Origin of the sequence: Massilia sp. 9I, assembly GCF_902506415.1 — a bacterium.
Classification (GTDB): Bacteria; Pseudomonadota; Gammaproteobacteria; order Burkholderiales; family Burkholderiaceae_D; genus Telluria.
The window spans coordinates 1,886,990-1,906,982 of record NZ_LR733275.1 but is presented as its reverse complement, the minus strand read 5'-3'; the positions used below and the strand labels follow the sequence as shown (position 1 = coordinate 1,906,982).

The window sequence follows — 19,993 nt, the reverse complement described above, 5'->3', positions numbered from 1 at the left end:
TCTCCCCTGTGTACGGTCAGACGGCGGACACGCCGCCATCGACGGCCAGCGTCTGCCCGGTGATGTGCTTGCCGGCGTCGGAAGCGAACAGCACGACCGCGCCTTTCAAGTCCTCGTCGTCGCCCAGGCGGTTCAGCGGCGCATCCTTGGCCAGGTTCTCGGCGCCGAACGCAGCCAGCACGCCCTTGGTCATCTTCGATGGGAAGAAGCCGGGTGCGATCGAGTTCACCGTGATGCCGTAGCGGCCCCATTCGCCCGCCAGCGCGCGGGTGAAGTTCACCACCGCGCCCTTGGAGGTATTGTAGGCGATGGTCTGCATCGTGCCCGGCGGATTGCCGGCCAGGCCGGCGATCGAGGAGATACTGATGATACGCCCGTAGCGGCGTGGGATCATCGACAGTTTGGCGACCGCCTGGGTGACAAGGAAAATGCTGCGCACGTTCAGGTCCATCACCTTGTCCCAGGCTTCCAGCGGATAGTCTTCCGCCGGCGCCCCCCAGCTGGCGCCTGCATTGTTGACCAGGATGTCGACGTGGCCGAGGCGATTGATGGCTTCCTGCACGAAGGCCTGCACCTGGGTTTCGTCCGACAGGTCGGCGGCGATGGCGGACGCGTCGATGCCGCGTTCCGCTAGGTGCGCGACGGCCTGGTCGAGTTCTTCCTGCTTGCGCGAGGAGATCACGACCTTCGCGCCCTGCTCGCCGAGCGCTTCGGCCATCTGCAGGCCGAGGCCGCGCGAGCCGCCGGTGATGATGGCGGTCTTGTCCTTGAGTGAGAAGAGTTCCTGGGTGGTGCGCATGTTGTCTCCGTTAGTTCTTGTATGTTGTCCCGCTAGGCGACTTTGGATGGGAACTTGGGTTCCGGCCTGCGCCGGGACGACGTGCATAATTCCACGGCCTACAGAATCACACCTCGTAATCCATGCACTGCCGCCCTTCCCGGATCGCCCCGATGAAAGGCACCACCGCCTTGTGCGTCGGGTGGTCGATGTATGCCTGCAGCGCCGCCTTGTCTTCGAACTCCGAATACAGCACGACGTCGTAAGTCGCTTCCAGCCCCGGCTGGGCCAGCATCACCTCGAAGCTGATCTGGCCCGGCACGATGTTCGCGCACTCGTCCAGGCGGCGCTTCATTTCGCGCGCATTGGTCAGGCGGTCCGCGCCTTCGGCTTCATCCTTCAACTTCCACATCACGATATGCTTGAGCATCTCTATTCCCTTCACACCACTTCGAACAGCCCCGCAGCGCCCTGGCCTCCGCCGACGCACATCGTGGCAACCACATATTTCGCTCCGCGGCGCTTGCCCTCGATGAGCGCGTGGCCCACCAGGCGCGCGCCCGACACCCCGTACGGGTGGCCGACCGCGATCGCGCCGCCGTTCACGTTCAGGCGATCCATCGGGATGCCCAGACGATCAGCACAATACAGCACCTGCACCGCGAACGCCTCGTTCAGTTCCCACAGGCCGATGTCGTCCACCGTCAAGCCGGCGCGGGCGAGCAGCTTCGGGATCGCGAACACCGGCCCGATACCCATCTCGTCTGGCTCGCAGCCGGCCACGGCGTAGCCGCGGAAGATGCCGAGCGGGCTCAAACCCTTGCTCTCGGCCATGCGGCTGCTCATGACGATGGTCGCGGCCGCGCCGTCCGAGAACTGGCTGGCATTGCCCGCGGTGATGACGCCACCCGGCAGCGCGCTGCGGATCTTCGACACGCCCTCGATGGTGGTGTCGGCGCGGATGCCTTCATCGGCATTAATGGTCACTTCACGACTCAGCAGCATTCCGGAAGCCTTGTCGGCCACGCCCATGGTCACGGTCATCGGGACGATCTCGGCATCGAAGCGTCCGGCGGCCTGCGCGGCAGCTGCACGCTGCTGGCTCTGCGCCCCGTATTCGTCCTGGCGCTCGCGGCTGATCGCGTAGCGGCGCGCCACGGTTTCGGCGGTCTGCAGCATCGGCCAGTAGAGTTCCGGCTTGTGCTGCTTGAGCCAGGTCTCGTACAGCATGTGGCGGTTCATTTCCTGCTGCACGCAGGAGATCGACTCGACGCCGCCCGCGGCGAAAATCTCCCCCTCGCCGGCCAGGATGCGCTGGCTGGCGCTGGCAATGGTCTGCAGGCCCGACGAGCAGAAGCGGTTGATCGTCATGCCCGGCACCGTCACCGGGCAGCCGGCGCGCAGCGCGATCTGGCGCGCGATATTGACGCCAGTCGCGCCTTCCGGATTCGCGCAGCCCATCAGCACGTCTTCGATCTCGCCCGCTTCGATGCCGGCGCGTTCGATCGCGGCCTTCAGCACATGGCCGCCGAGGGTGGCGCCGTGGGTCATGTTGAATGCGCCTTTCCACGACTTGGCAAGGCCCGTGCGGGCGGTCGATACGATGACGGCGTCTACCATGTTGGTCTCCTGGTGGTGGGGTCTGGACCGATCGAGAATAGCATAATTAAGTACGGTCGTTCGTAAATAAATTAGCAAGACATATTGCGCAATGCACCATCAGTTCCCTCTAGAGTGAAGAAGCGTGTTTACGCGCCGAGTTGACAGCTTGTCAAAGCTCATCTGTAAGCTTCGTGTAAGTTTGGAGTAATTATCGTGTAAGGAAACCGGAACACACTCCGCGACAGCTGACAAACAATCAGCATTTCCGGTGACACTAAAACCTATACGGAGACACACATGGCAATCACACCCGGCATGACCGCTGGAGGGAGCGCTTCATCTTCCTCCGCCGGAATCACCAAGGAAGAGCGGAAAGTCATTTTCGCTTCTTCCCTCGGCACGGTGTTCGAGTGGTATGACTTCTACCTCTACGGCTCGCTCGCTTCCATCATCGCCAAGCAGTTCTTCATCGGCGACCCCACCACCACCTTCATCTTCGCCCTGATGGCCTTCGCCGCCGGCTTCATCGTGCGTCCGTTCGGCGCGCTGGTGTTCGGCCGCCTCGGCGACATGATCGGCCGCAAATACACCTTCCTGGTGACGATCCTGATCATGGGCGCCTCGACCTTCCTGGTCGGCCTGCTCCCCAGCCACGCGTCGATCGGCATCGCGGCGCCGATCATCCTGGTGTCGCTGCGCATCCTGCAGGGCCTGGCGCTCGGCGGCGAGTATGGCGGCGCCGCCACGTACGTGGCCGAGCACGCGCCGCACGGCAAACGCGGCCTGTTCACCTCCTACATCCAGACCACGGCGACTGTCGGCCTGCTTCTGTCGCTGCTGGTGATTCTGGGCACCCGTACCGCCATGGGCGAGGACGAGTTCCAGGCCTGGGGCTGGCGCATTCCCTTCCTGGTCTCGGTGCTCCTGCTCGGCATCTCGGTGTGGATTCGCCTGTCGATGGCGGAGTCGCCGGCCTTCGCCAAGATGAAGGCCGAGGGCAAGACCTCGAAGGCGCCGCTGTCGGAAGCCTTCCTGAAACCGAAAAACGCCAAGATCGCTTTCCTGGCCCTGGTCGGCCTGACCATGGGCCAGGCGGTTGTCTGGTACACCGGCCAGTTCTACGCCCTGTTCTTCCTGACCAAGACCCTCAAGATCGATGAACCGACCGCGAACATCCTGCTGATGATCGCGCTCTTGCTGGCCACCCCGTTCTTCATCTTCTTCGGTTCGCTGTCGGACAGGATCGGCCGCAAGTGGATCATCCTCGGCGGCTGCGTTATCGCCGCGGCGACCTACTTCCCGATCTTCAAGGCGATCACGCACTATGGCAACCCGGCGCTCGAGCGCGCGATCCAGAGCTCGCCGGTGGTGGTGGTGGCTGATCCGGCGACCTGCCACTTCCAGGTGGACCCGACCGGCACCAAGAAATTCCCGTCGTCCTGCGACATCGCTACCCGCATGCTGACGGCTGCCTCGGTGAGCTACACCATCCAGGAAGCCCCGGCCGGCACGGTGGCCTCGGTGAAAGTGGGCGACACCACCTTCCAGTCCTTCAATGCCGTCATGACGCCGGATGGACTGAACTTCGACGCCGCGTCGAAGGGCCAGGAAGATGCGATGAAGAAGCAGGTGACGGGCGCCCTGGCTACCGCAGGCTATCCGGCCAAGGCTGATTCGGCCGCAATCAACAAGCCGATGGTGGTGCTGCTGCTGTTCATCCTCGTGCTCTACGTGACCATGGTGTACGGCCCGATTGCGGCGATGCTGGTCGAGATGTTCCCGACGCGGATCCGCTACACCTCGATGTCCCTGCCCTACCACATCGGTAACGGCTGGTTCGGCGGCATGCTGCCGACCGTCACCTTCGCCCTGGTGGCGCTCAAGGGCGACATCTACTACGGCCTCTGGTATCCGATCATCATCGCCTTGATCACCGTCGTCATCGGCGGCCTGTTCATCCGCGAGACCAAGGATAACAACATCTACGCCCACGACTGAGTTTCAACCGGTCGAACGAAAAATGCCGCTGGAGACAGCGGCATTTTTTTTGGCGGGGACGCCTCAGTCTTCGGGCAGCTCGACCGCCGCCAGCTTCCAACTCCACAGGCCGTCGCGATCCAGCACGAAGGCGACACCACCGCCGTCGGCGCGCTGCACCAGCACCTGGTTCCAGCTGCGGTAGGACAGGTCGTAATTCACCTTCTCGCGCGCCCCATCGTTGGAAGCCGCCGGCCCATCCTGCGGCTTCGGCTGCATGCGGATGTCCCCGGATTCCAGCATCGTCGCCACGCCATCCGGCGACACCGCCGCGTCCACTACCGGATTGATCACGGCAAGCGCCATCGCCTGGCCAAACGCCGCGAACGGGTTCGAGCGCGATTCGCGCACCACACCCTGGGCGCCCAAGCGCCGCATGATCTGGCCCTTGACGCTCTCGCGCAAGCGAGGAAAGTCGACGTAGCGCGAAAGCGCCTGCGCATCACGCGCCTCGACGGCAGCGCGCATCCGGTAGAGCTGCCAGTGCGGACTGGCGTACATGGCAGCGGCGATGGCGGCAATGCCGACTGCGGCAACGACGAGCGATGTTCTTTTCATGGCGGTGCTTGGAATGATTGAGCTCAGCCGACAGTATATGCATGCCGGCCACCCGGTGCGCGCACCATGCGCGCCGGGCCTCAGGGAAGCGGCAGCGCGATGGTGAAGGTGCTGCCCTGACCGACGCCCTGGCTGCTCGCGTGAATCGTGCCGCCATGTGCTTCGACCAGCTGGCGCGTGACCCACATGCCCACCCCCAGGCCGCCGGCGCCGGCCCTGGCGAGTTCCGCGTCGTCGCCCCTGGCGAACAGGTCGAACAGGCGCTGGCGCGTTTCCACGGACATCCCAATGCCGTCGTCGCTCACTGCGACCAGTGCGCGGTCACCCTCGCGCCGCACGTCGACTCGGATGTCGGTCCGGGCCGGCGAATACTTGATGGCATTCGTGATGATGTTGGCGATCGCCTGCGTCAGGCGATCCGGATCGGCCTCCACCGCGAGCTCGTCGCAGTCCTCGCTGCATGACAGCAGCTGGTGCTTGGCCGAAGCCGCCGGGCGGGCCGCCTCCACGGCCGACTCCACCACCTGCCACAGCGATACGCGCTCCAAGTGCAGAGACATGCGACCGTGACAGATATACGAGACGTCCAGGACGTCCTCAATCAGGCGTCCCATATGGGTGAATTGCTGCTCCATCAGCTGCACGACCCGGTCCTGAGGGACCGCCGGACCGGCGATCTTCAGAAGGTCCAGCCCATTGCGCACGACCGCCAGCGGGTTGCGCAGTTCATGGGCGAGCACGGCGAGGAAGCGATCCTTTTGCCGGTCCGCTTCGCGCAGCGCCGCGACCAGCCGCAGGCGCTCCATGTGCACCCACGCGCGCTCGCTGACCTCACGCAGGAACTCCCGGTCGGCCGTGCTCCATGGCCGCGGCACGTCGCTGCAGACGGCGGTGATGCCGACGACCCTGCCGTCACTGGTGAAAGAGCACCCCAGCACGGCGCGGCCGGCAGCCGGATACACGGCCTGCGGCGCCGGCTCCGCGAGCAGCTGCTCCAGGCAGTCTTCGTCGAGCCATGGAGGGATATTCTGCAACCGGTCCTCGTCCACCTCCAGCAGCGCACACTCGACGTCCCCGAAATACTGCCGCAGCAAGCGGATCGTGCTCGTTTCGATGTCCGCCGCCGTGGCGGCTTCGCGGATCGCGACGCCCAAGGCCTTGAACAGGAGCAGCCGCCGTTCCTCGGACTTGCGATCGCTGATATCGTAGGAGACCACCAAGGCGCCCAGGATCTCTCCTGCCTTGTCAGTCAGAGGAACGCCGTGGGTAACGAAACTCAGGCCGTTGACCTCGTGCTCGCGCGTGAACTCACCGCCCTGGAGGATCGTCAGGTAATCGCGCTCGTAGTGGGGATAGTCCTCTTCCGGAACCGCGTCCTTCAGCAACCGTCCCTCGAAATCGGACGGAGTGAAACCGGCTGCGTCGAGACTGGCGCCGGCAGCAAGCTGGTAGCGCAGGTCCGGGTCCACCACGAACACCACGCCACCCGGCAGGCACTCGGCGACACGCCGATAAAATGCAATACCGCTGTCCTGCGTCAGGCTGTCGGTGGCCGTGTGATGGAAAGCGGAAGCAAGCTGGTGCACATGTGCTTGTGCAGACCGGTTCTCGGCGGGCGAAGTCGGCATCTTGAGACGTTGGCGATCGGGGACAGAGCAACGATTACCAAGAATCTTATCATGCCAACAACCGATGTGGTCGCCCTGACGTCGCGCAGTGTCAGGGCGGCCCTGCGTCAGCCGTTGAAGCCTTTGCCCTCGCTTGCCAGGCGCTCCAGCAGCGGCGCCGGCGTCCAGGATTCACCGTGACGGCTGCGCGCGTACTTGCGGATGGTGTCGAGGACGTTCGACAGGCCAACTGAATCGGCGTAGAACATCGGGCCGCCGCGGTGCAGCGGGAAGCCGTAGCCGGTCAGGTAGACCATGTCGATGTCCGAGGCGCGCAGCGCGATGCCTTCGTCGAGGATCTTGGCGCCCTCGTTCACCAGCGCGTAGACCAGGCGCTCGACGATCTCGGCATCGGAAATGGCACGGCGCTCCAGGCCGATGTCCGCCGAGTGCTTGACGATCATGTCGTTGACTAGCTGCGAGGGATAAGCCTTGCGGTCGCCCGCCTTGTAGTCGTACCAGCCGGCGCCGGTCTTCTGGCCGAAGCGGCCCTGCTCGCACAGCAGGTCGGCGGTCTTCGAATAGGCGATCTCCGGCGACTCGATGGCGCGGCGCTTGCGGATGTACCAGCCGATGTCGTTACCCGCCAGGTCGCTCATGCGGAACGGGCCCATGGCAAAGCCGAACTTCTCGATGGCGCCGTCGACCTGCTCCGGCAGCGCGCCTTCCTCGAGCAGGAAGAAGGCCTGGCGCAGGTACTGTTCCAGCATGCGATTGCCGATGAAGCCGTCGCACACGCCCGAGACAACACCGGTCTTCTTGATCTTCTTCGACAGTGCCAGGCCGGTTGCCAGCACGTCCTTGCCGGTCTCGCGCCCGCGCACGATCTCCAGCAGCTTCATCACGTTGGCCGGGCTGAAGAAGTGCAATCCGATCACGTCCTGCGGGCGCTGGGTAAATGCAGCGATGCGGTTCAGGTCCAGGGTCGAGGTGTTCGAGGCCAGGATGGCGCCCGGCTTCATGACGGCGTCGAGCTGGCGGAACACCGACTGCTTGACACCCATGTCCTCGAACACGGCTTCGATCACGATGTCGGCCTGGGCGATGTCGGCGTCGGCCAGCGTGCCCTTGATCAGACTGACGCGCTGCTCGGCCTTCTCCGGGGTCAGCTTGCCCTTATTGACGGTGTTTTCGTAATTCTTGCGAATCGTGGCCAGGCCCTTGTCCAGCGCTTCCTGCTTGGTCTCCAGGATCGTCACCGGAATGCCGGCATTGGCGAAGTTCATGGCGATGCCGCCACCCATGGTGCCGGCGCCGACCACGGCGGCACTCTCGATCTTGCGCACCGGCGTATCGGCCGGCACGTCCGGCACCTTGCTGGCGGCGCGTTCGGCCATGAAGGAGTGGCGCAGCGCCTTCGATTCCGGGGTCTGCATCAGGTGCAGGAAGCGCTCGCGCTCGAACTTCAGGCCCTCCTCGAAAGGCTTGGTGACGGAAGCGGCGACCGTCTCGACGCATTCGAGCGGCGCCGGGAACGGACCGGCCATCGCTTTCACGGTATTGCGCGAAAACTGAATGAAGGCTTCGTGGTTCGGGTAGTCGACCTTGCGGTCGCGGACTTTCGGCAGCGGCCGGGTGTCGGCTACCTTATTGGCGAAGTCGATGGCGGCGGCGATCAGATCGGTCCCGGTTGGGAAGACTTCGTCGAACAGCGCGGTGCCCGCCAGTTTTTCGGATGGGATCGGGGTGCCCGAGACCACCATGTTCAGTGCCATCTCCAGGCCCAGCACGCGCGGCAGGCGCTGGGTGCCGCCGGCGCCCGGCAGCAGGCCGAGTTTCACTTCCGGCAGCGCAATCTGGGCGCCCGGCAGCGCGACGCGGTAGTTGCAACCGAGGGCCAGTTCCAGACCGCCGCCCATGGCGACGCTGTGGATCGCGGCGACCACCGGCTTGCTGCAGTCCTCGACCACGCGGATCAGGGTGTGCAGGGTCGGCTCGGTAAGGGCCCTCGGCGAGTTGAATTCGCGGATGTCGGCGCCGCCCGAGAAAGCCTTGCCGGCGCCGGTCAGTACGATCGCCTTGATGGCGGGGTCGGCTTCGGCCTTTCGGATCGCATCGACGGCGGCGCTGCGCGTCGCCAGTCCAAGGCCGTTCACCGGCGGATTATTCAGGGTCACAACGGCAACGCTGCCTTGCACAGTGTAGTCGGCGCTCATGTCTCTTCCTTCTCCTTATAAGTGGTGCTGGGTGCTGCCAATCTTCTTAACTATACATCAAATAAAAGTACGTCCGTATTATTTTCTGGCGGCTTCCGGTATGCCAGAATATCGGGTCCGCACTCGCATACAATGCCGCACATGGAAAAAATGATCGCCCAACTGATCCGCCTCTATCTCATGCCGGGGACAATCGTGCCCGCCGCGCTGGAACCCCAGCTGCAGGGCGGCCAGACACAGGCCGTGCCGCTGGTCTCGAACGAGGGCCTGACCCGCGCTATCGTGATCGACTTCCCGCGCGTGCCCGGGGACGAGAGCCGCCACTGGACCCAGCTGTGCGAGGTCGCCAACGCGCTGCAGGAGAAGCTCGGTTTCCCGGCGCCTGCCGTCAGCATCACGGGCGGCAACAGCTTCCGCCTGTGGATCTCGCTCCTGGAGCCGGTGCCGGTGGCCGACGTGCGCCGCTTCCTGTCGCTGCTGCGCACCGCCTATTTCCCGGAACTGGCTCTGCACGCCGACAGCACGGTCGAGCTGCCGCCTTGCCTGCACCAGGCAACCGGCAAGTGGGCCGCCTTCATCCATCCGGGCATGGGCGCGTCGTTCGCTGGAGAGGAAGGACTGGAGATGGCGCCGCCCGCGGCCGCACAACTGGCCTTCCTCGAGGGGCTCGAGAGCATCGGCACCACGAAATTGCAGGAAGCGATGGCGGCCATGCACCGCCCGCGTGAAGCGGTTTCTACCCTGGCGCCGCTGGCAGCGCCACCGGACGGGCTACTGCTGAAGGACGCGACGCTGGAAGACATTGTGCGCCACCTGCACGCCCTGAACATCGAGCCAACCTTCCGGCACATGCTACCGCGCTGACATGAACCAGGATCCCAGTCTTGGCACGTGTCTAGCTGCGACAGGGCCGCGGACTACACGTGTCTCGAGCCTTCCATGAACCGAGTCGCCCTTGTCGCTAGCATTTTGCTTGCATCACTCTCACTGATATCCGGGTGCAACCACACAGTCAGCAATGTCAGCCCGGCTGGCGTTGTCAAGGCTCCTCTCACGTTGAATCACTACGTCACTCTCACAGATGGGCTCGCGGGGCCAACGACCCAAGAGTACGGAGGGCGTCCAGGTCATGCCGTACTCAGCATGAAATTATGGGCGTCCTCGTCCGAGGAGGCAGCCCACATGACCCGCCTGTTCGCCAAACGAGCTGGATTCCGGATTTTCAAAGAGATTGAAATCTATGCCGGCGGTGAGATTACTGCGCCCGCTCGGCCGGAGCCCTATGGATATGCGATCAACTTCTATCCCTACGATTCGAACACGAAGGAGTGATTACCTCGCCACCGACTAGGAGGCAACTTTTCGATGCGGGTGAAGCAACGGACACTAGGATGCCGAAGGCACTTACTTCCTCGACGATTGCCAAGAACGCATCCGTATTGCACTCGGCTTACAGCCGTTCTGCCCGCTGAATTACACGACCCGATGTTCGAGCGGTCGAACGCAATCGGCAGCTGCTAAAGCTTGCGCATCAGATCCTTCAGCGCCACCACCGTCGACTCAACACCCATCCGCACTGCCGGCCCATGCTCCACCTTGAACAGCGGACTATGATGGCTCGGCAACCGCAGCTTGCCCGCCTTGGCCGCGGCGATGTCCTGCACCGCCGTCCCGCCCACGGTGAAATACACACTCGGGATATACGGATCCGTGACGAACATTGGGAAGTCCTCCGACCCCATTCCCTCACGGAACTCCTCCGCGCCAATGGCGCCGGCGCCCAGCTCCTTGGTCCACGCAGCCTGTAAGCGCCGCACCAGATCGACGTTATTGACCACCGGCGGCGCCGGCGTATCCACCAGTTTCACCTCCGGCAGCTCCGACTCCGACATGCCCACCGCGCGCGCCGTGTTCTCGGCCATGCGCTTGATACCGTCGAGCAGGAGCGCCCGCGTCTTCGGATTCTCGCTGCGCACGGTCAGCTGCAGCCGCGCGTTGTCGCCGATGATGTTGGCCTTGGTCCCGCCGTGGAATGACCCGACCGTAATCAAGCCGGGTTCGCGCGGACTGAGTTCCCGGCTGACGATGGTCTGCAACCCCATCACGATCATCGCTCCCAGCACAATCGGATCCTTGCCGCGGTGCGGCTGGGCGCCATGCGCACCCACGCCCTTGATCGCGATCTCGACGGTGTCCGCGCCCGAGTAAGGCGAGACTTCCGATGCCAGCACCGTCCCCACCGCCATGTCCGCCTTGACGTGGAAGCCCAGCGCGTAATCGGGCTTGCCGAAGTGTTTGTACAGGCCATCCTTCATCATCGCGAGCGCGCCGCCGATGCGCTCTTCCGCCGGCTGCCCGATCAGCATCAAGGTGCCCGACCAGTTAGCGCGTTCCGCGGCCATGCGGCGCGCCGTGCCCACCAGGCTGGTCATGTGGATGTCGTGGCCGCAGGAATGCGCCACCGGCGTCACGTTTCCTTCCATGTCCTTCTGGGTCGCGGTCGAGGCGTTCGGCAGGCCCGATTTTTCGATCATCGGCAAGCCGTCCATGTCGGCCCGCATCATCACCAGCGGGCCCGGGCCGTTCTTGAGGATCGCGACCACACCGGTGCCGCCGACACCTTCGGTTACCGTGAAGCCGGCGGCGCGCAGCTCCTTGGCCAGGCGCGCGGCCGTCTTTACTTCGAGGAAGGAGAGTTCGGGATTGCGGTGGAAGTAGTCGAGCAGCGACTCGAGGTGGGCGTCATAGTCGCGCGCAACGGCCTTCGACAGATCGTTTGGCGCGTCGAACGCACCGGCCGGCAGTACGGCGGCTGCGAGCAGCAGGGGAAGCAGTTTTTTCATCGTTCTCATTCAGGCAGTAGTCAACTCAGGCGGTCGGCAGGCGATGTTCGCCGTATGCGTCCCGCAGCTTGTTTTTCTGGATCTTGCCGGTGCCGCCGACCGGCAGAGCCTCGGTGAATACCACATCGTCCGGAATCCACCACTTCGCCACCTTGCCCTCGTAAAAGCCGAGCAGCTCCTCGCGCGACAGCTCCGTGCCGGGCCGCTTGACGACCACCAGCAGCGGGCGCTCGGCCCACTTCGGGTGCGCCACGCCGATGCAGGCCGCCTGCAGCACCGCCGGGTGCGACATGGCGATGTTCTCCAGGTCGATCGAGCCGATCCACTCGCCGCCGGACTTGATCACGTCCTTGCTGCGGTCAGTGATCGCCAGGTAGCCGTCCGGGTCGATGGTCGCCACGTCGCCGGTCGGGAACCAGCCATCCTGCAGCACGTCGCCGCCCTCGCCGCGGAAGTAGCCCGACACCACCCACGGCCCCTTCACCAGCAGATGGCCGTAGGTACTGCCGTCCCAGGGCAGCTCGCTGCCGTCGTCGTCGACGATCTTCATGTCCACGCCGTAGATCGCGTGCCCCTGCTTGCGCAGCACGGCGCGCTGCTCCTGAGGCGACATGGTCGTGTGCTTGCCCAACAGCGTGCACGCGGTGCCGAGCGGGGACATCTCGGTCATGCCCCAGGCGTGCACCACTTCCACGCCGAGCTTGTCGATCAGGGCGTCCATCATCGCCGGCGGACAGGCCGAGCCGCCGATCACGGTACGGCGGAAGCTCGAGAAACGCAATTCGTTCTGCATGACGTAGTTGATCAGGCCGAGCCAGACGGTCGGCACGCCGGCCGAGAAGGTCACGCCCTCGCTTTCGAACAGCTCGTACAGCGACTTGCCGTCCAGCGCCGGGCCCGGGAACACCATCTTGGCGCCGGACAGCGGCACCGAGTACGGCAGGCCCCAGGCATTCACATGGAACATCGGCACCACCGGCAGCACGGTGTCGGCAGCGGACACGTTCAGCGCGTTCGGCATGGCCGAGGCGTAGGCGTGCAGCACGGTCGAGCGGTGCGAATACAGCGCGCCCTTCGGGTTGCCGGTCGTGCCCGAGGTGTAGCACAGGGCCGCGGCGAAACGTTCGTCGAACTGCGGCCAGACGTAATCGCCGGACGAGGACGCGATCAGATCCTCGTAGCACAGCAGCATCGGGATGGTGGTTTCCTTCGGCATGTGGGCGCGCTCGCACATGGCGACATAGCCCTTGATGGTCTTGCAGTGGCGCGCCATCGCCTCGATCGCGGGCAGGAAAGTCATGTCGAAGAACAGGTACTGGCCTTCGGCGTGATTGATGATGTAGGCGATCTGCTCCGGGTGCAGGCGCGGGTTGATGGTGTGCAGCACCGCGCCCGAGCCCGACACGGCGTAATACAGTTCCATGTGGCGGTAGCCGTTCCAGGCCAGCGTCGCGACGCGGTCGCCCATCGCCACGCCCAGGCCTTGCAGTGCCTGGGCCATGCGGCGGGCGCGCAGCTCGCAGTCGCGGTAGGTGTAGCGGTGGATGTCGCCTTCCACGCGGCGCGAAACGATCTCGCTGCTGCCATAATGGCGGGCGGCGAATTCGATGATGCTCGACACCAGCAGGGGCTGGTCCATCATCTGCCCCATCAGGGGGCTGGTCGGGTAGGCAGGCAAAGCGGCGGTCATCGGGACTCCATGAGCATATTGGCAACAAACAGTGCAGTGTCAACTGTTGACTTACGCTCCGTCAACGGGAATCGATGACGCGCCGCAGCAAGCTTCGCCCTAGCCCGTATCGCCCCTATGCGCGGTGGCTGGAAACAGGCGTGCGCCGATAGAATCTGCCCGGTACGGTAGAATCCTGCCAATACCAGATGCATAAGCGAAGGAACGACCATTACTGCTGACGAACTGCCATTCAACAACTCGTTCGCCGAGTTGCCGCCGGCCTTCTATACCCGGCTGATGCCGACGCCTCTGCCGTCGCCCTACTTCATCGCTGCCAGCGCTCCCGCGGCAGCGCTGGTGGGACTCGATCCGCAAGCCCTGGCGCAGCAGGATTTCGTCGACGTTTTCACCGGTAACAAGGTGGCGGTGCGCTCGCAGCCGCTGTCCGCCGTGTATTCCGGCCACCAGTTCGGCGTCTGGGCCGGCCAGCTGGGCGACGGCCGCGCGATCGTGCTCGGCGACCTGCCGGCCGCGAATGGTTCGATGGAAGTTCAGCTCAAGGGCGCCGGCCTGACGCCCTATTCGCGCATGGGCGACGGCCGTGCCGTGCTGCGCTCCTCGATCCGCGAATTCCTGTGCTCCGAGGCGATGGCCGCGCTCGGTATCCCGACCACGCGCGCCCTGATGCTGACCGGCTCGCACCAGCGCGTGATGCGCGAAACCGTCGAGACCGCCGCGGTGGTGACGCGGATGGCGCCGACCTTCGTGCGTTTCGGCTCCTTCGAGCACTGGCACTATCGTAATAAGCAGGACGAACTGCGCCTGCTGGCCGACTACGTCATCAAGAACTGGTACCCGGAATTCGCCGGCGCCGCCAATCCCTACAAGGAACTGCTTGCCGAGGTGACGCGCCGGACCGCGCGCATGATCGCGGGGTGGCAGGCGGTGGGCTTCATGCACGGCGTCATGAACACCGACAATATGTCGATCCTGGGACTGACCCTGGATTACGGCCCCTTCGGCTTCATGGAAGCGTTCGATGCTAACCACATCTGCAACCATACCGACCAGGGCGGGCGCTATTCCTATGCCAACCAGGTGCCGGTGGGCCACTGGAATTGCTACGCCCTCGGCAACGCCCTGCTGCCGCTGATCGGTACGCCCGAAGACACCGAGGAAGCGCTGGATGTCTACCGCCCCGCCTTCGGCGCCCGGCTGGACGAGCTGCTGCACGCCAAGCTCGGCCTGTTCGATGCGCGCGACGGCGACAGCGCCCTGTTCGACGCCATGTTCCAGCTGCTGCAGGCGAACCATGCCGACTTCACGCTGTTCTTCCGGCGCCTGGGCGATCTCCAGGTGGAAGGCGGCCCAGAACAGGATGCGCCCCTGCGCGACCTGTTCCTCGACCGCGAAGCCTTCGACGCCTGGGCCGTCCAGTACCGCGCGCGCCTGAAAGCGGAAGACAGCCGGGACGAGGTTCGCCGCGCCGCCATGCACCGCACCAACCCGAAATACGTACTGCGCAACTACCTGGCCCAGACCGCCATCGAACAGGCCCAGAATGGCGACTACAGCGGCGTCCACAAGCTGCTGGCCATCCTCGAGCGCCCCTTCGACGAACAGCCCGAGAACGAATCCTATGCGGCCCTGCCGCCCGATTGGGCAGCCCACCTCGAAGTGAGCTGCTCTTCCTGAGACCCGAGAAGACGACCATGAACGACAAAGTGACCAAGAGCGACGCCGAATGGCGCGCACAGCTCGACCCGATGGAATACCAGGTGACGCGCCACGCGGCGACCGAGCGCGCCTTCACCGGCAAGTACTGGGACCACCATGAGCACGGCATCTACCACTGCGTGTGCTGCGACACCCCGCTGTTCGAATCCGACGCCAAGTTCGATTCCGGCTGCGGCTGGCCGAGCTATTTCAAGGCGCTCGACCCGGACAACGTCATCGAGAAGGTCGACCGCACCCACGGCATGGTGCGCACCGAGATCATCTGCGCGGTCTGCGACGCCCACCTCGGCCACGTGTTCCCGGACGGCCCGCCGCCGACCGGCCTGCGCTACTGCATCAATTCCGCCGCGATGCGTTTCGAGCCGCTCTAAGAAAGTACAGATATGATCAAGTTCTTGTTCGACATGCTGCCGGTGATCCTGTTCTTCGGCATCTACAAGTATGGCGAAAACAACCAGGAATGGGCCCACGGCCTGACTACCGACTACCTCGGTTTCCTGATCTCGGGCGGTGCGGTGCCGGCCTCGCAGTCGCCGATCCTGCTCGCCACCGCGGTGACGATCCTGGCCACCGTGCTGCAGATCGTCTACCTGCTGGCGCGCCGCAAGAAGGTCGATGGCATGCTGTGGCTGTCGCTGGGCGTGGTCGTGGTCGCCGGCGGCGCCACCATCTACTTCCACGACGACACCTTCATCAAGTGGAAGCCGACCATCCTGTACTGGGCCTTCGGCGCCGCCCTGCTGCTGGCCCACCTGATCTACCGCAAGAACCTGATGCGCACGGCCCTCGGCGGCGCGATGAACCTGCCGGACGCGGTCTGGAATCGCGTACTGTACGCCTGGATCGGTTTCTTCGTCGGGCTCGGGCTGCTGAACCTCTTGATGGCCTTCGTGGTCTTCCGTAGCGATACCGGCGCCTGGGTCAGTTTCAAGCTGTTCGGCATCACCGGCATCCTGTTTGCCTTCATCATCATCCAATCGCTGTTCCTGTCCAAACATATCCAGGAGGACGCTCAAAATGGAAGCTAACCGCACCGAACGCCTGCGCGAGCGCCTGCAGGCCGAACTTGCGCCGTCCGTGCTCGAGATCACCGACGACTCGCATCTGCATGCCGGGCACGCCGGCGCCGCCTCGGGCGGCAGCCATTACAGCGTGAAAATCGTGTCCGACAAGTTCCAGGGCCTCACGCTGGTCATGCGCCATCGTCTTGTGTATGATGCCGTTCACGAAATGATCAATAAGGCCGAAATCCATGCGCTGGCCATTACTGCCCAGACGCCCTCGGAACAGTCCTGAACTCATCATTTCAGTCAGCTTTAAGAATAGTGGCCGACAATCTATAACGCGAAGTACCAGAACTTGAAGTACAAGAACTAATCAAATCTCGTCCAAGCACATCCCTCCACAGGAATTCCAGAAATGACTTTTAAGCCAGCACGCCTGCTGTTAGCTCTGATCGCCGTTGCCGCAGCACCTGCCTTTGCGCAGAACCTCGCCGTCGTGAACGGCAAAGCCATCCCGACCTCGCGCGTTGACGAAGCCGTCAAGCAGCTGGTCGCTGCCGGCCAGGGCGAGGACTCGCCGCAGCTGCGCATGGCGATCAAGCAGGAAATGATCGCCCGCGAAGTGCTGATGCAGGAAGCCATCAAGCAGGGCTACGACAAGAAGCCGGAAGTCAAGCAGGCGCTCGACAACGCCCGCCAGGCCATCGTCGTCAACCAGCTGGCCCGTGACTACATCACCAAGAACCCGGTGACCGACGCTGAAATCAAGGCCGAGTACGACAAGTTCAAGGCCCAGACCGGCGACAAGGAATACCACGTGCGCCACATCCTGCTGGATACCGAAGCCGAAGCGAACGCCGTGATCGCCAAGATCAAGGGCGGCGCCAAGTTCGAAGACCTGGCCAAGCAGTCGAAGGACACCGGCACCGCCAACACCGGCGGCGACCTGGACTGGGCAGTCCCGGCCTCCTTCGGCCCTGAATTCGCCGCCGGTCTAACCGGCCTGCAGAAAGGCGCCGTCACCGAGAAGCCGGTGAAGACCGCCAACGGCTTCCACGTCATCAAGCTGGACGACACCCGCGCGGCCAAGCTGCCGGCGCTGGAAGAAGTCAAGCCGCAGATCGCCGATGCCATCGCCCAGCAAAAGCTCGCGGCCTACCGTGAGCAAATGGTCAAAAAGGCAAAGGTGCAGTAAGATGTACTACCGCCGGTGCTTGACGGCACCGGTTCTTGCCGCCGCGCGGCGAACTTTTCGTGTTTAGATAGGACTTAACAATGATTTTGAAGCAAGCCCGCCTGTCTTTGGCAATCAGCCTGGCCGTGACCGCGATGCTCGCCGCGCCTGCATTCGCGCAGAACGTCGCCACCGTCAATGGCAAGCCCATCCCGGCGGCAAAGGTTGACCAGCTGGTCAAGCAAGTGGTCGCGCAAGGCCGCGCCACCGATTCGCCGCAGCTGCGTGACGCAATCAAGAAAGACCTGATCGGCCGCGAAGTCCTGATCCAGGAAGCCGACAAGGCAGGCATCGGCGGCCGCGCCGACGTCAAGGCAGCCATCGACAACGCCCGCCAGAGCATCATCATCAATGCGATGCTGGCCGACTACGTCAAGAAGAACCCGATCAAGGACGCCGAGATCAAGGCCGAGTACGACCGCTACAAGGCTCAGGTTGGCGACAAGGAATACCACGCACGCCACATCCTGGTTGCGACCGAAGACGAAGCCAAGGCCATCATCACCAAGCTGAAGGGCGGCGCCAAGTTCGACGAGCTGGCCAAGGCCCAGTCGAAAGACGGTTCGGCGGCCAACGGCGGCGACCTGGACTGGGCAAGCCCGGCCAACTACGTGCCTGAGTTCTCGAAAGCCATGGTCTCGCTGCAAAAAGGCGCCATCACCGACACCCCGGTGAAGAGCCAGTACGGTTTCCACGTCATCAAGCTGGAAGACGTGCGCGCAGCCAAGATCCCGGCCCTGGACGAAGTCAAGCAGCAAGTCGCGGAACAGCTGCAGCAGCGTCAGCTGGCGCAGTACCGCGAAAGCCTGGTCAAGAAGGCCAAGATCCAGTAAGCACGACTTGCCGATCGAAGAGGCGCTCCCGAGGGAGCGCTTTTTTTTCGTCGCGAGAATGCCGCTCAGTCCTCGTCGCAGTGCTTCGGCGCTCCCGGATAGTCGCCGTTGTTGTACTCGTCGAGCACGCTGCCCCAGGAACGCTGCAGCTGGCAGGCGCCCTTGACGCAGGTGCCGGGCACGGCGCTGGCGAACCAGGCGCCGGACGCGAGCACGATCGAGCGCAGGCTGTTCGGCGCCGAGGCGCCGGCGCCGATATTCAGCACCGCCGCGATGTACTGGTGGGCCAGGATGAAGTAGGCGTCGCCCCGTACCGGGCTGTCGAGCACCTGCTGCCAGGTGAGCCCACTGCGGAAGAAGCTCGCGTTGCGGCTATATCCTCTGGGCCAGACCACGCCCGGCTTGTTGCCCCAGTAGCCCTGGGTGCGCACGCAGCCCTTCGGCGGGCAGGTGCAGTCGGCCAGCAGCGCTTCCGGAGTGGCGCCCTCGGCCAGCAGCAGGTTGTCGCAGGCGACCGCCGCAGGCGCTCGCATGATTTCCTGCGCCGACACGGCTGGACTGATGCCGATGCCGAGCACAAGGCCCGCGGCGAGGATGAGTCGAACGGCAAGTTGCGACGAGCGGAAACGGACAATCATGTGTTCCTCCGTGGAAGTTGAGACGGCCCAGGCCGCCTTAGCTTCATCATGCGCTGAGGCCGACATCAAGCCTTGCGTGAACTCATCCTTGCAAACGCTTGATTCTCATAGAAATTTTTCCTGAATGCAGCTGCGGGTTCAGACCCCTCCTACGCCGGCGCGGAACGTGCGCCTATTCAATCTCCTGCCCGGATGACTAAGATCGTCTACAAGGCCAACTACACAGGAGACCATCATGAATACCGATAAACGGAATCAGGACGGAAAAGCACTCGACGGCGGTCGCGAAGGTCCGGGCGAAGACATGTCCTTGCCGGGCGCAGCCGGCGCACCGATGGGCTCCGGCGCAGGCAGCGACCAGTCGGCGGAGCCCGTTTGGCGCTACCAGGTGCCGCCGCCAGGTAGCGGGGCCGGCGCCGCCGAATCGAATGCGGGACACTACACAGCCAATGCGGCGGGACATGGCGGCGGGATCGTCAGCGCACCGCCGGAAAGCAACGTCAATGCGCCAGGACAGCCACTAAGCGGCGCCGGCAGCGCGACCGACCCCACCGGCGCTACCCTGGGCGGCATCCAGGCCAGCCGCGAAGCCCAGGCCAATGGCGGCGCGGCCGGCGGCCCGCCGGACATGGCGAGCAATGCGGACGGCAACATGAGCGGCTCGGCCGGTACCGACCGGTCCTGATCCTCCCTTGGCTCGAGCAGCCCTGCGCCCTCTCCTACGCACGCCTGCTCGCTGGTCCTATTGAACGCCCGCCAGATGGGACTACCATCTATCTGGCGATCGTTCCAACAGGAGGACAGCATGGACAAGGAAAAACCGAACAAGCAAGGCGGGCTGTGGCAATACCAGGTGCCGCCCCAGCAAGCGGGCGCGGGCGCGGTACAGTCGAACGCCGGCCACTACACGGGCGGCGCCCATGGCGGCGACAGCCAGGCGGGCGACTTCCTGCCCTCCCCGCCTGATGCCAACGCCATGCCCGCGGGCGCCGCGCAGACCAGCCGCGGCAGCGCTGGCCGGCCGGAAACGGGCGGCGGCGGTGGCGGTGGCGATACCGGCACTGGCGGTGGCGGCGGCCGTGCCAATGACAGCGGCGGTGCCGGCGGCGGCACACTCGGCGGCGCCGGTGCGGGCGCCGGCAAGACCCCGGGTACGCCTGGCGGCAACGGCACCCCGGACGAGCCGATCTGGGGCAGCTGAGCCTCTGCAGACATGAAAAAAGCGCCTCCGAGG

The 19,993-nt window shown here is 64.3% G+C and carries 20 protein-coding genes; 11 read left to right on the top strand and 9 right to left on the bottom strand.

Translation table 11 applies throughout. The annotated features are described in order from the left end of the window. Positions 1-16 precede the first annotated feature (16 nt). The 3 genes from GV068_RS08615 to GV068_RS08605 all read right to left on the bottom strand — a co-directional run bounded on the left by GV068_RS08615 (position 17) and on the right by GV068_RS08605 (position 2,398). Positions 17-799, bottom strand: a complete 783-nt coding sequence (locus GV068_RS08615) for an SDR family oxidoreductase (RefSeq protein ID WP_159696929.1) — start codon at positions 797-799, stop codon at positions 17-19. Between the two features lie 106 nt (positions 800-905). Beyond that, positions 906-1,208 carry a Dabb family protein gene (locus tag GV068_RS08610; protein ID WP_159696928.1) on the bottom strand — a complete coding sequence of 101 codons (303 nt, stop codon included), beginning with the start codon at positions 1,206-1,208 and terminating at the stop codon, positions 906-908. Positions 1,209-1,219: 11 nt separating this feature from the next. Continuing rightward, a complete protein-coding gene (locus GV068_RS08605; protein WP_159696927.1) occupies positions 1,220-2,398 on the bottom strand; it encodes an acetyl-CoA C-acyltransferase in 1,179 nt (392 codons plus the stop codon). 279 nt (positions 2,399-2,677) lie between these two features. Here GV068_RS08605 and GV068_RS08600 point away from each other — a divergent pair, with 279 nt between their 5' ends. After that, a complete protein-coding gene (locus GV068_RS08600) occupies positions 2,678-4,378 on the top strand; it encodes an MFS transporter (protein ID WP_229463911.1) in 1,701 nt (566 codons plus the stop codon). Positions 4,379-4,441: 63 nt separating this feature from the next. On the opposite strand, the gene GV068_RS08595 is transcribed toward GV068_RS08600, so the two are convergent. The 3 genes from GV068_RS08595 to GV068_RS08585 form a co-directional block, all read right to left on the bottom strand. Further along, on the bottom strand, positions 4,442-4,975 hold the full coding sequence (locus tag GV068_RS08595) for a DUF2939 domain-containing protein (protein ID WP_159696926.1): 534 nt from the start codon (positions 4,973-4,975) through the stop codon (positions 4,442-4,444). A gap of 80 nt (positions 4,976-5,055) precedes the next feature. Next, positions 5,056-6,603 (bottom strand): ATP-binding protein, encoded by a 1,548-nt coding sequence (locus GV068_RS08590; RefSeq protein ID WP_159696925.1) that lies wholly within the window; start codon positions 6,601-6,603, stop codon positions 5,056-5,058. A gap of 107 nt (positions 6,604-6,710) precedes the next feature. Next, on the bottom strand, positions 6,711-8,798 hold the full coding sequence (locus GV068_RS08585) for a 3-hydroxyacyl-CoA dehydrogenase NAD-binding domain-containing protein (RefSeq protein WP_159696924.1): 2,088 nt from the start codon (positions 8,796-8,798) through the stop codon (positions 6,711-6,713). A gap of 141 nt (positions 8,799-8,939) precedes the next feature. On the opposite strand from GV068_RS08585, the gene GV068_RS08580 reads away from it, so the two are divergent. Next, positions 8,940-9,662 (top strand): hypothetical protein, encoded by a 723-nt coding sequence (locus tag GV068_RS08580; protein ID WP_159696923.1) that lies wholly within the window; start codon positions 8,940-8,942, stop codon positions 9,660-9,662. Positions 9,663-9,980: 318 nt separating this feature from the next. Continuing rightward, a complete protein-coding gene (locus GV068_RS08575; protein WP_159696922.1) occupies positions 9,981-10,130 on the top strand; it encodes a hypothetical protein in 150 nt (49 codons plus the stop codon). A gap of 185 nt (positions 10,131-10,315) precedes the next feature. On the opposite strand, the gene GV068_RS08570 is transcribed toward GV068_RS08575, so the two are convergent. Both GV068_RS08570 and GV068_RS08565 read right to left on the bottom strand, forming a co-directional pair. Next, positions 10,316-11,641: an amidohydrolase gene (locus GV068_RS08570; protein ID WP_159696921.1), complete on the bottom strand. Its 1,326-nt coding sequence runs from the start codon at positions 11,639-11,641 to the stop codon at positions 10,316-10,318. A 25-nt stretch (positions 11,642-11,666) separates the two neighbouring features. Further along, on the bottom strand, positions 11,667-13,331 hold the full coding sequence (locus GV068_RS08565; protein ID WP_159696920.1) for a 3-(methylthio)propionyl-CoA ligase: 1,665 nt from the start codon (positions 13,329-13,331) through the stop codon (positions 11,667-11,669). Between the two features lie 225 nt (positions 13,332-13,556). Here GV068_RS08565 and GV068_RS08560 point away from each other — a divergent pair, with 225 nt between their 5' ends. The 6 genes from GV068_RS08560 (at position 13,557) to GV068_RS08535 (ending at position 18,121) form a co-directional block, all read left to right on the top strand. Then, positions 13,557-15,008 carry a YdiU family protein gene (locus GV068_RS08560; protein ID WP_267874545.1) on the top strand — a complete coding sequence of 484 codons (1,452 nt, stop codon included), beginning with the start codon at positions 13,557-13,559 and terminating at the stop codon, positions 15,006-15,008. A 17-nt stretch (positions 15,009-15,025) separates the two neighbouring features. Beyond that, the gene (gene msrB / locus GV068_RS08555) at positions 15,026-15,421 is read left to right on the top strand and encodes a peptide-methionine (R)-S-oxide reductase MsrB (RefSeq protein ID WP_159696919.1); all 396 of its coding nucleotides are present in this window, start codon (positions 15,026-15,028) and stop codon (positions 15,419-15,421) included. Between the two features lie 15 nt (positions 15,422-15,436). Beyond that, positions 15,437-16,078 (top strand): septation protein A, encoded by a 642-nt coding sequence (locus GV068_RS08550; RefSeq protein ID WP_159704760.1) that lies wholly within the window; start codon positions 15,437-15,439, stop codon positions 16,076-16,078. Beyond that, a complete protein-coding gene (locus tag GV068_RS08545) occupies positions 16,068-16,346 on the top strand; it encodes a BolA family transcriptional regulator (RefSeq protein WP_159696918.1) in 279 nt (92 codons plus the stop codon). The genes GV068_RS08550 and GV068_RS08545 overlap by 11 nt, the downstream gene beginning before the upstream one ends. Before the next feature lie 123 nt (positions 16,347-16,469). After that, the gene (locus GV068_RS08540; RefSeq protein WP_159696917.1) at positions 16,470-17,249 is read left to right on the top strand and encodes a peptidyl-prolyl cis-trans isomerase; all 780 of its coding nucleotides are present in this window, start codon (positions 16,470-16,472) and stop codon (positions 17,247-17,249) included. Positions 17,250-17,329: 80 nt separating this feature from the next. Next, a complete protein-coding gene (locus GV068_RS08535) occupies positions 17,330-18,121 on the top strand; it encodes a peptidylprolyl isomerase (protein WP_159696916.1) in 792 nt (263 codons plus the stop codon). Positions 18,122-18,186: 65 nt separating this feature from the next. Here GV068_RS08535 and GV068_RS08530 read toward each other — a convergent pair whose 3' ends face one another. Then, positions 18,187-18,759: a hypothetical protein gene (locus GV068_RS08530; RefSeq protein ID WP_159696915.1), complete on the bottom strand. Its 573-nt coding sequence runs from the start codon at positions 18,757-18,759 to the stop codon at positions 18,187-18,189. A 235-nt stretch (positions 18,760-18,994) separates the two neighbouring features. Here GV068_RS08530 and GV068_RS08525 point away from each other — a divergent pair, with 235 nt between their 5' ends. Together GV068_RS08525 and GV068_RS24925 are read left to right on the top strand one after the other, a co-directional pair. Next, the gene (locus GV068_RS08525; protein WP_159696914.1) at positions 18,995-19,444 is read left to right on the top strand and encodes a hypothetical protein; all 450 of its coding nucleotides are present in this window, start codon (positions 18,995-18,997) and stop codon (positions 19,442-19,444) included. A 120-nt stretch (positions 19,445-19,564) separates the two neighbouring features. After that, the gene (locus GV068_RS24925) at positions 19,565-19,960 is read left to right on the top strand and encodes a hypothetical protein (protein WP_201303261.1); all 396 of its coding nucleotides are present in this window, start codon (positions 19,565-19,567) and stop codon (positions 19,958-19,960) included. The last annotated feature ends 33 nt before the right edge of the window (positions 19,961-19,993 follow it).

What these genes read in the sequence shown, in the direction of transcription:
- GV068_RS08615 (WP_159696929.1), bottom strand. Translation starts at nt 799, where the DNA reads ATGCGCACCACCCAGGAACTCTTCTCACTCAAGGACAAGACCGCCATC.
- GV068_RS08610 (WP_159696928.1), bottom strand. Translation starts at nt 1,208, where the DNA reads ATGCTCAAGCATATCGTGATGTGGAAGTTGAAGGATGAAGCCGAAGGC.
- GV068_RS08605 (WP_159696927.1), bottom strand. Translation starts at nt 2,398, where the DNA reads ATGGTAGACGCCGTCATCGTATCGACCGCCCGCACGGGCCTTGCCAAG.
- GV068_RS08600 (WP_229463911.1), top strand. Translation starts at nt 2,678, where the DNA reads ATGGCAATCACACCCGGCATGACCGCTGGAGGGAGCGCTTCATCTTCC.
- GV068_RS08595 (WP_159696926.1), bottom strand. Translation starts at nt 4,975, where the DNA reads ATGAAAAGAACATCGCTCGTCGTTGCCGCAGTCGGCATTGCCGCCATC.
- GV068_RS08590 (WP_159696925.1), bottom strand. Translation starts at nt 6,603, where the DNA reads ATGCCGACTTCGCCCGCCGAGAACCGGTCTGCACAAGCACATGTGCAC.
- GV068_RS08585 (WP_159696924.1), bottom strand. Translation starts at nt 8,798, where the DNA reads ATGAGCGCCGACTACACTGTGCAAGGCAGCGTTGCCGTTGTGACCCTG.
- GV068_RS08580 (WP_159696923.1), top strand. Translation starts at nt 8,940, where the DNA reads ATGGAAAAAATGATCGCCCAACTGATCCGCCTCTATCTCATGCCGGGG.
- GV068_RS08575 (WP_159696922.1), top strand. Translation starts at nt 9,981, where the DNA reads ATGACCCGCCTGTTCGCCAAACGAGCTGGATTCCGGATTTTCAAAGAG.
- GV068_RS08570 (WP_159696921.1), bottom strand. Translation starts at nt 11,641, where the DNA reads ATGAAAAAACTGCTTCCCCTGCTGCTCGCAGCCGCCGTACTGCCGGCC.
- GV068_RS08565 (WP_159696920.1), bottom strand. Translation starts at nt 13,331, where the DNA reads ATGACCGCCGCTTTGCCTGCCTACCCGACCAGCCCCCTGATGGGGCAG.
- msrB (WP_159696919.1), top strand. Translation starts at nt 15,026, where the DNA reads ATGAACGACAAAGTGACCAAGAGCGACGCCGAATGGCGCGCACAGCTC.
- GV068_RS08545 (WP_159696918.1), top strand. Translation starts at nt 16,068, where the DNA reads ATGGAAGCTAACCGCACCGAACGCCTGCGCGAGCGCCTGCAGGCCGAA.
- GV068_RS08540 (WP_159696917.1), top strand. Translation starts at nt 16,470, where the DNA reads ATGACTTTTAAGCCAGCACGCCTGCTGTTAGCTCTGATCGCCGTTGCC.
- GV068_RS08535 (WP_159696916.1), top strand. Translation starts at nt 17,330, where the DNA reads ATGATTTTGAAGCAAGCCCGCCTGTCTTTGGCAATCAGCCTGGCCGTG.
- GV068_RS08530 (WP_159696915.1), bottom strand. Translation starts at nt 18,759, where the DNA reads ATGATTGTCCGTTTCCGCTCGTCGCAACTTGCCGTTCGACTCATCCTC.
- GV068_RS08525 (WP_159696914.1), top strand. Translation starts at nt 18,995, where the DNA reads ATGAATACCGATAAACGGAATCAGGACGGAAAAGCACTCGACGGCGGT.
- GV068_RS24925 (WP_201303261.1), top strand. Translation starts at nt 19,565, where the DNA reads ATGGACAAGGAAAAACCGAACAAGCAAGGCGGGCTGTGGCAATACCAG.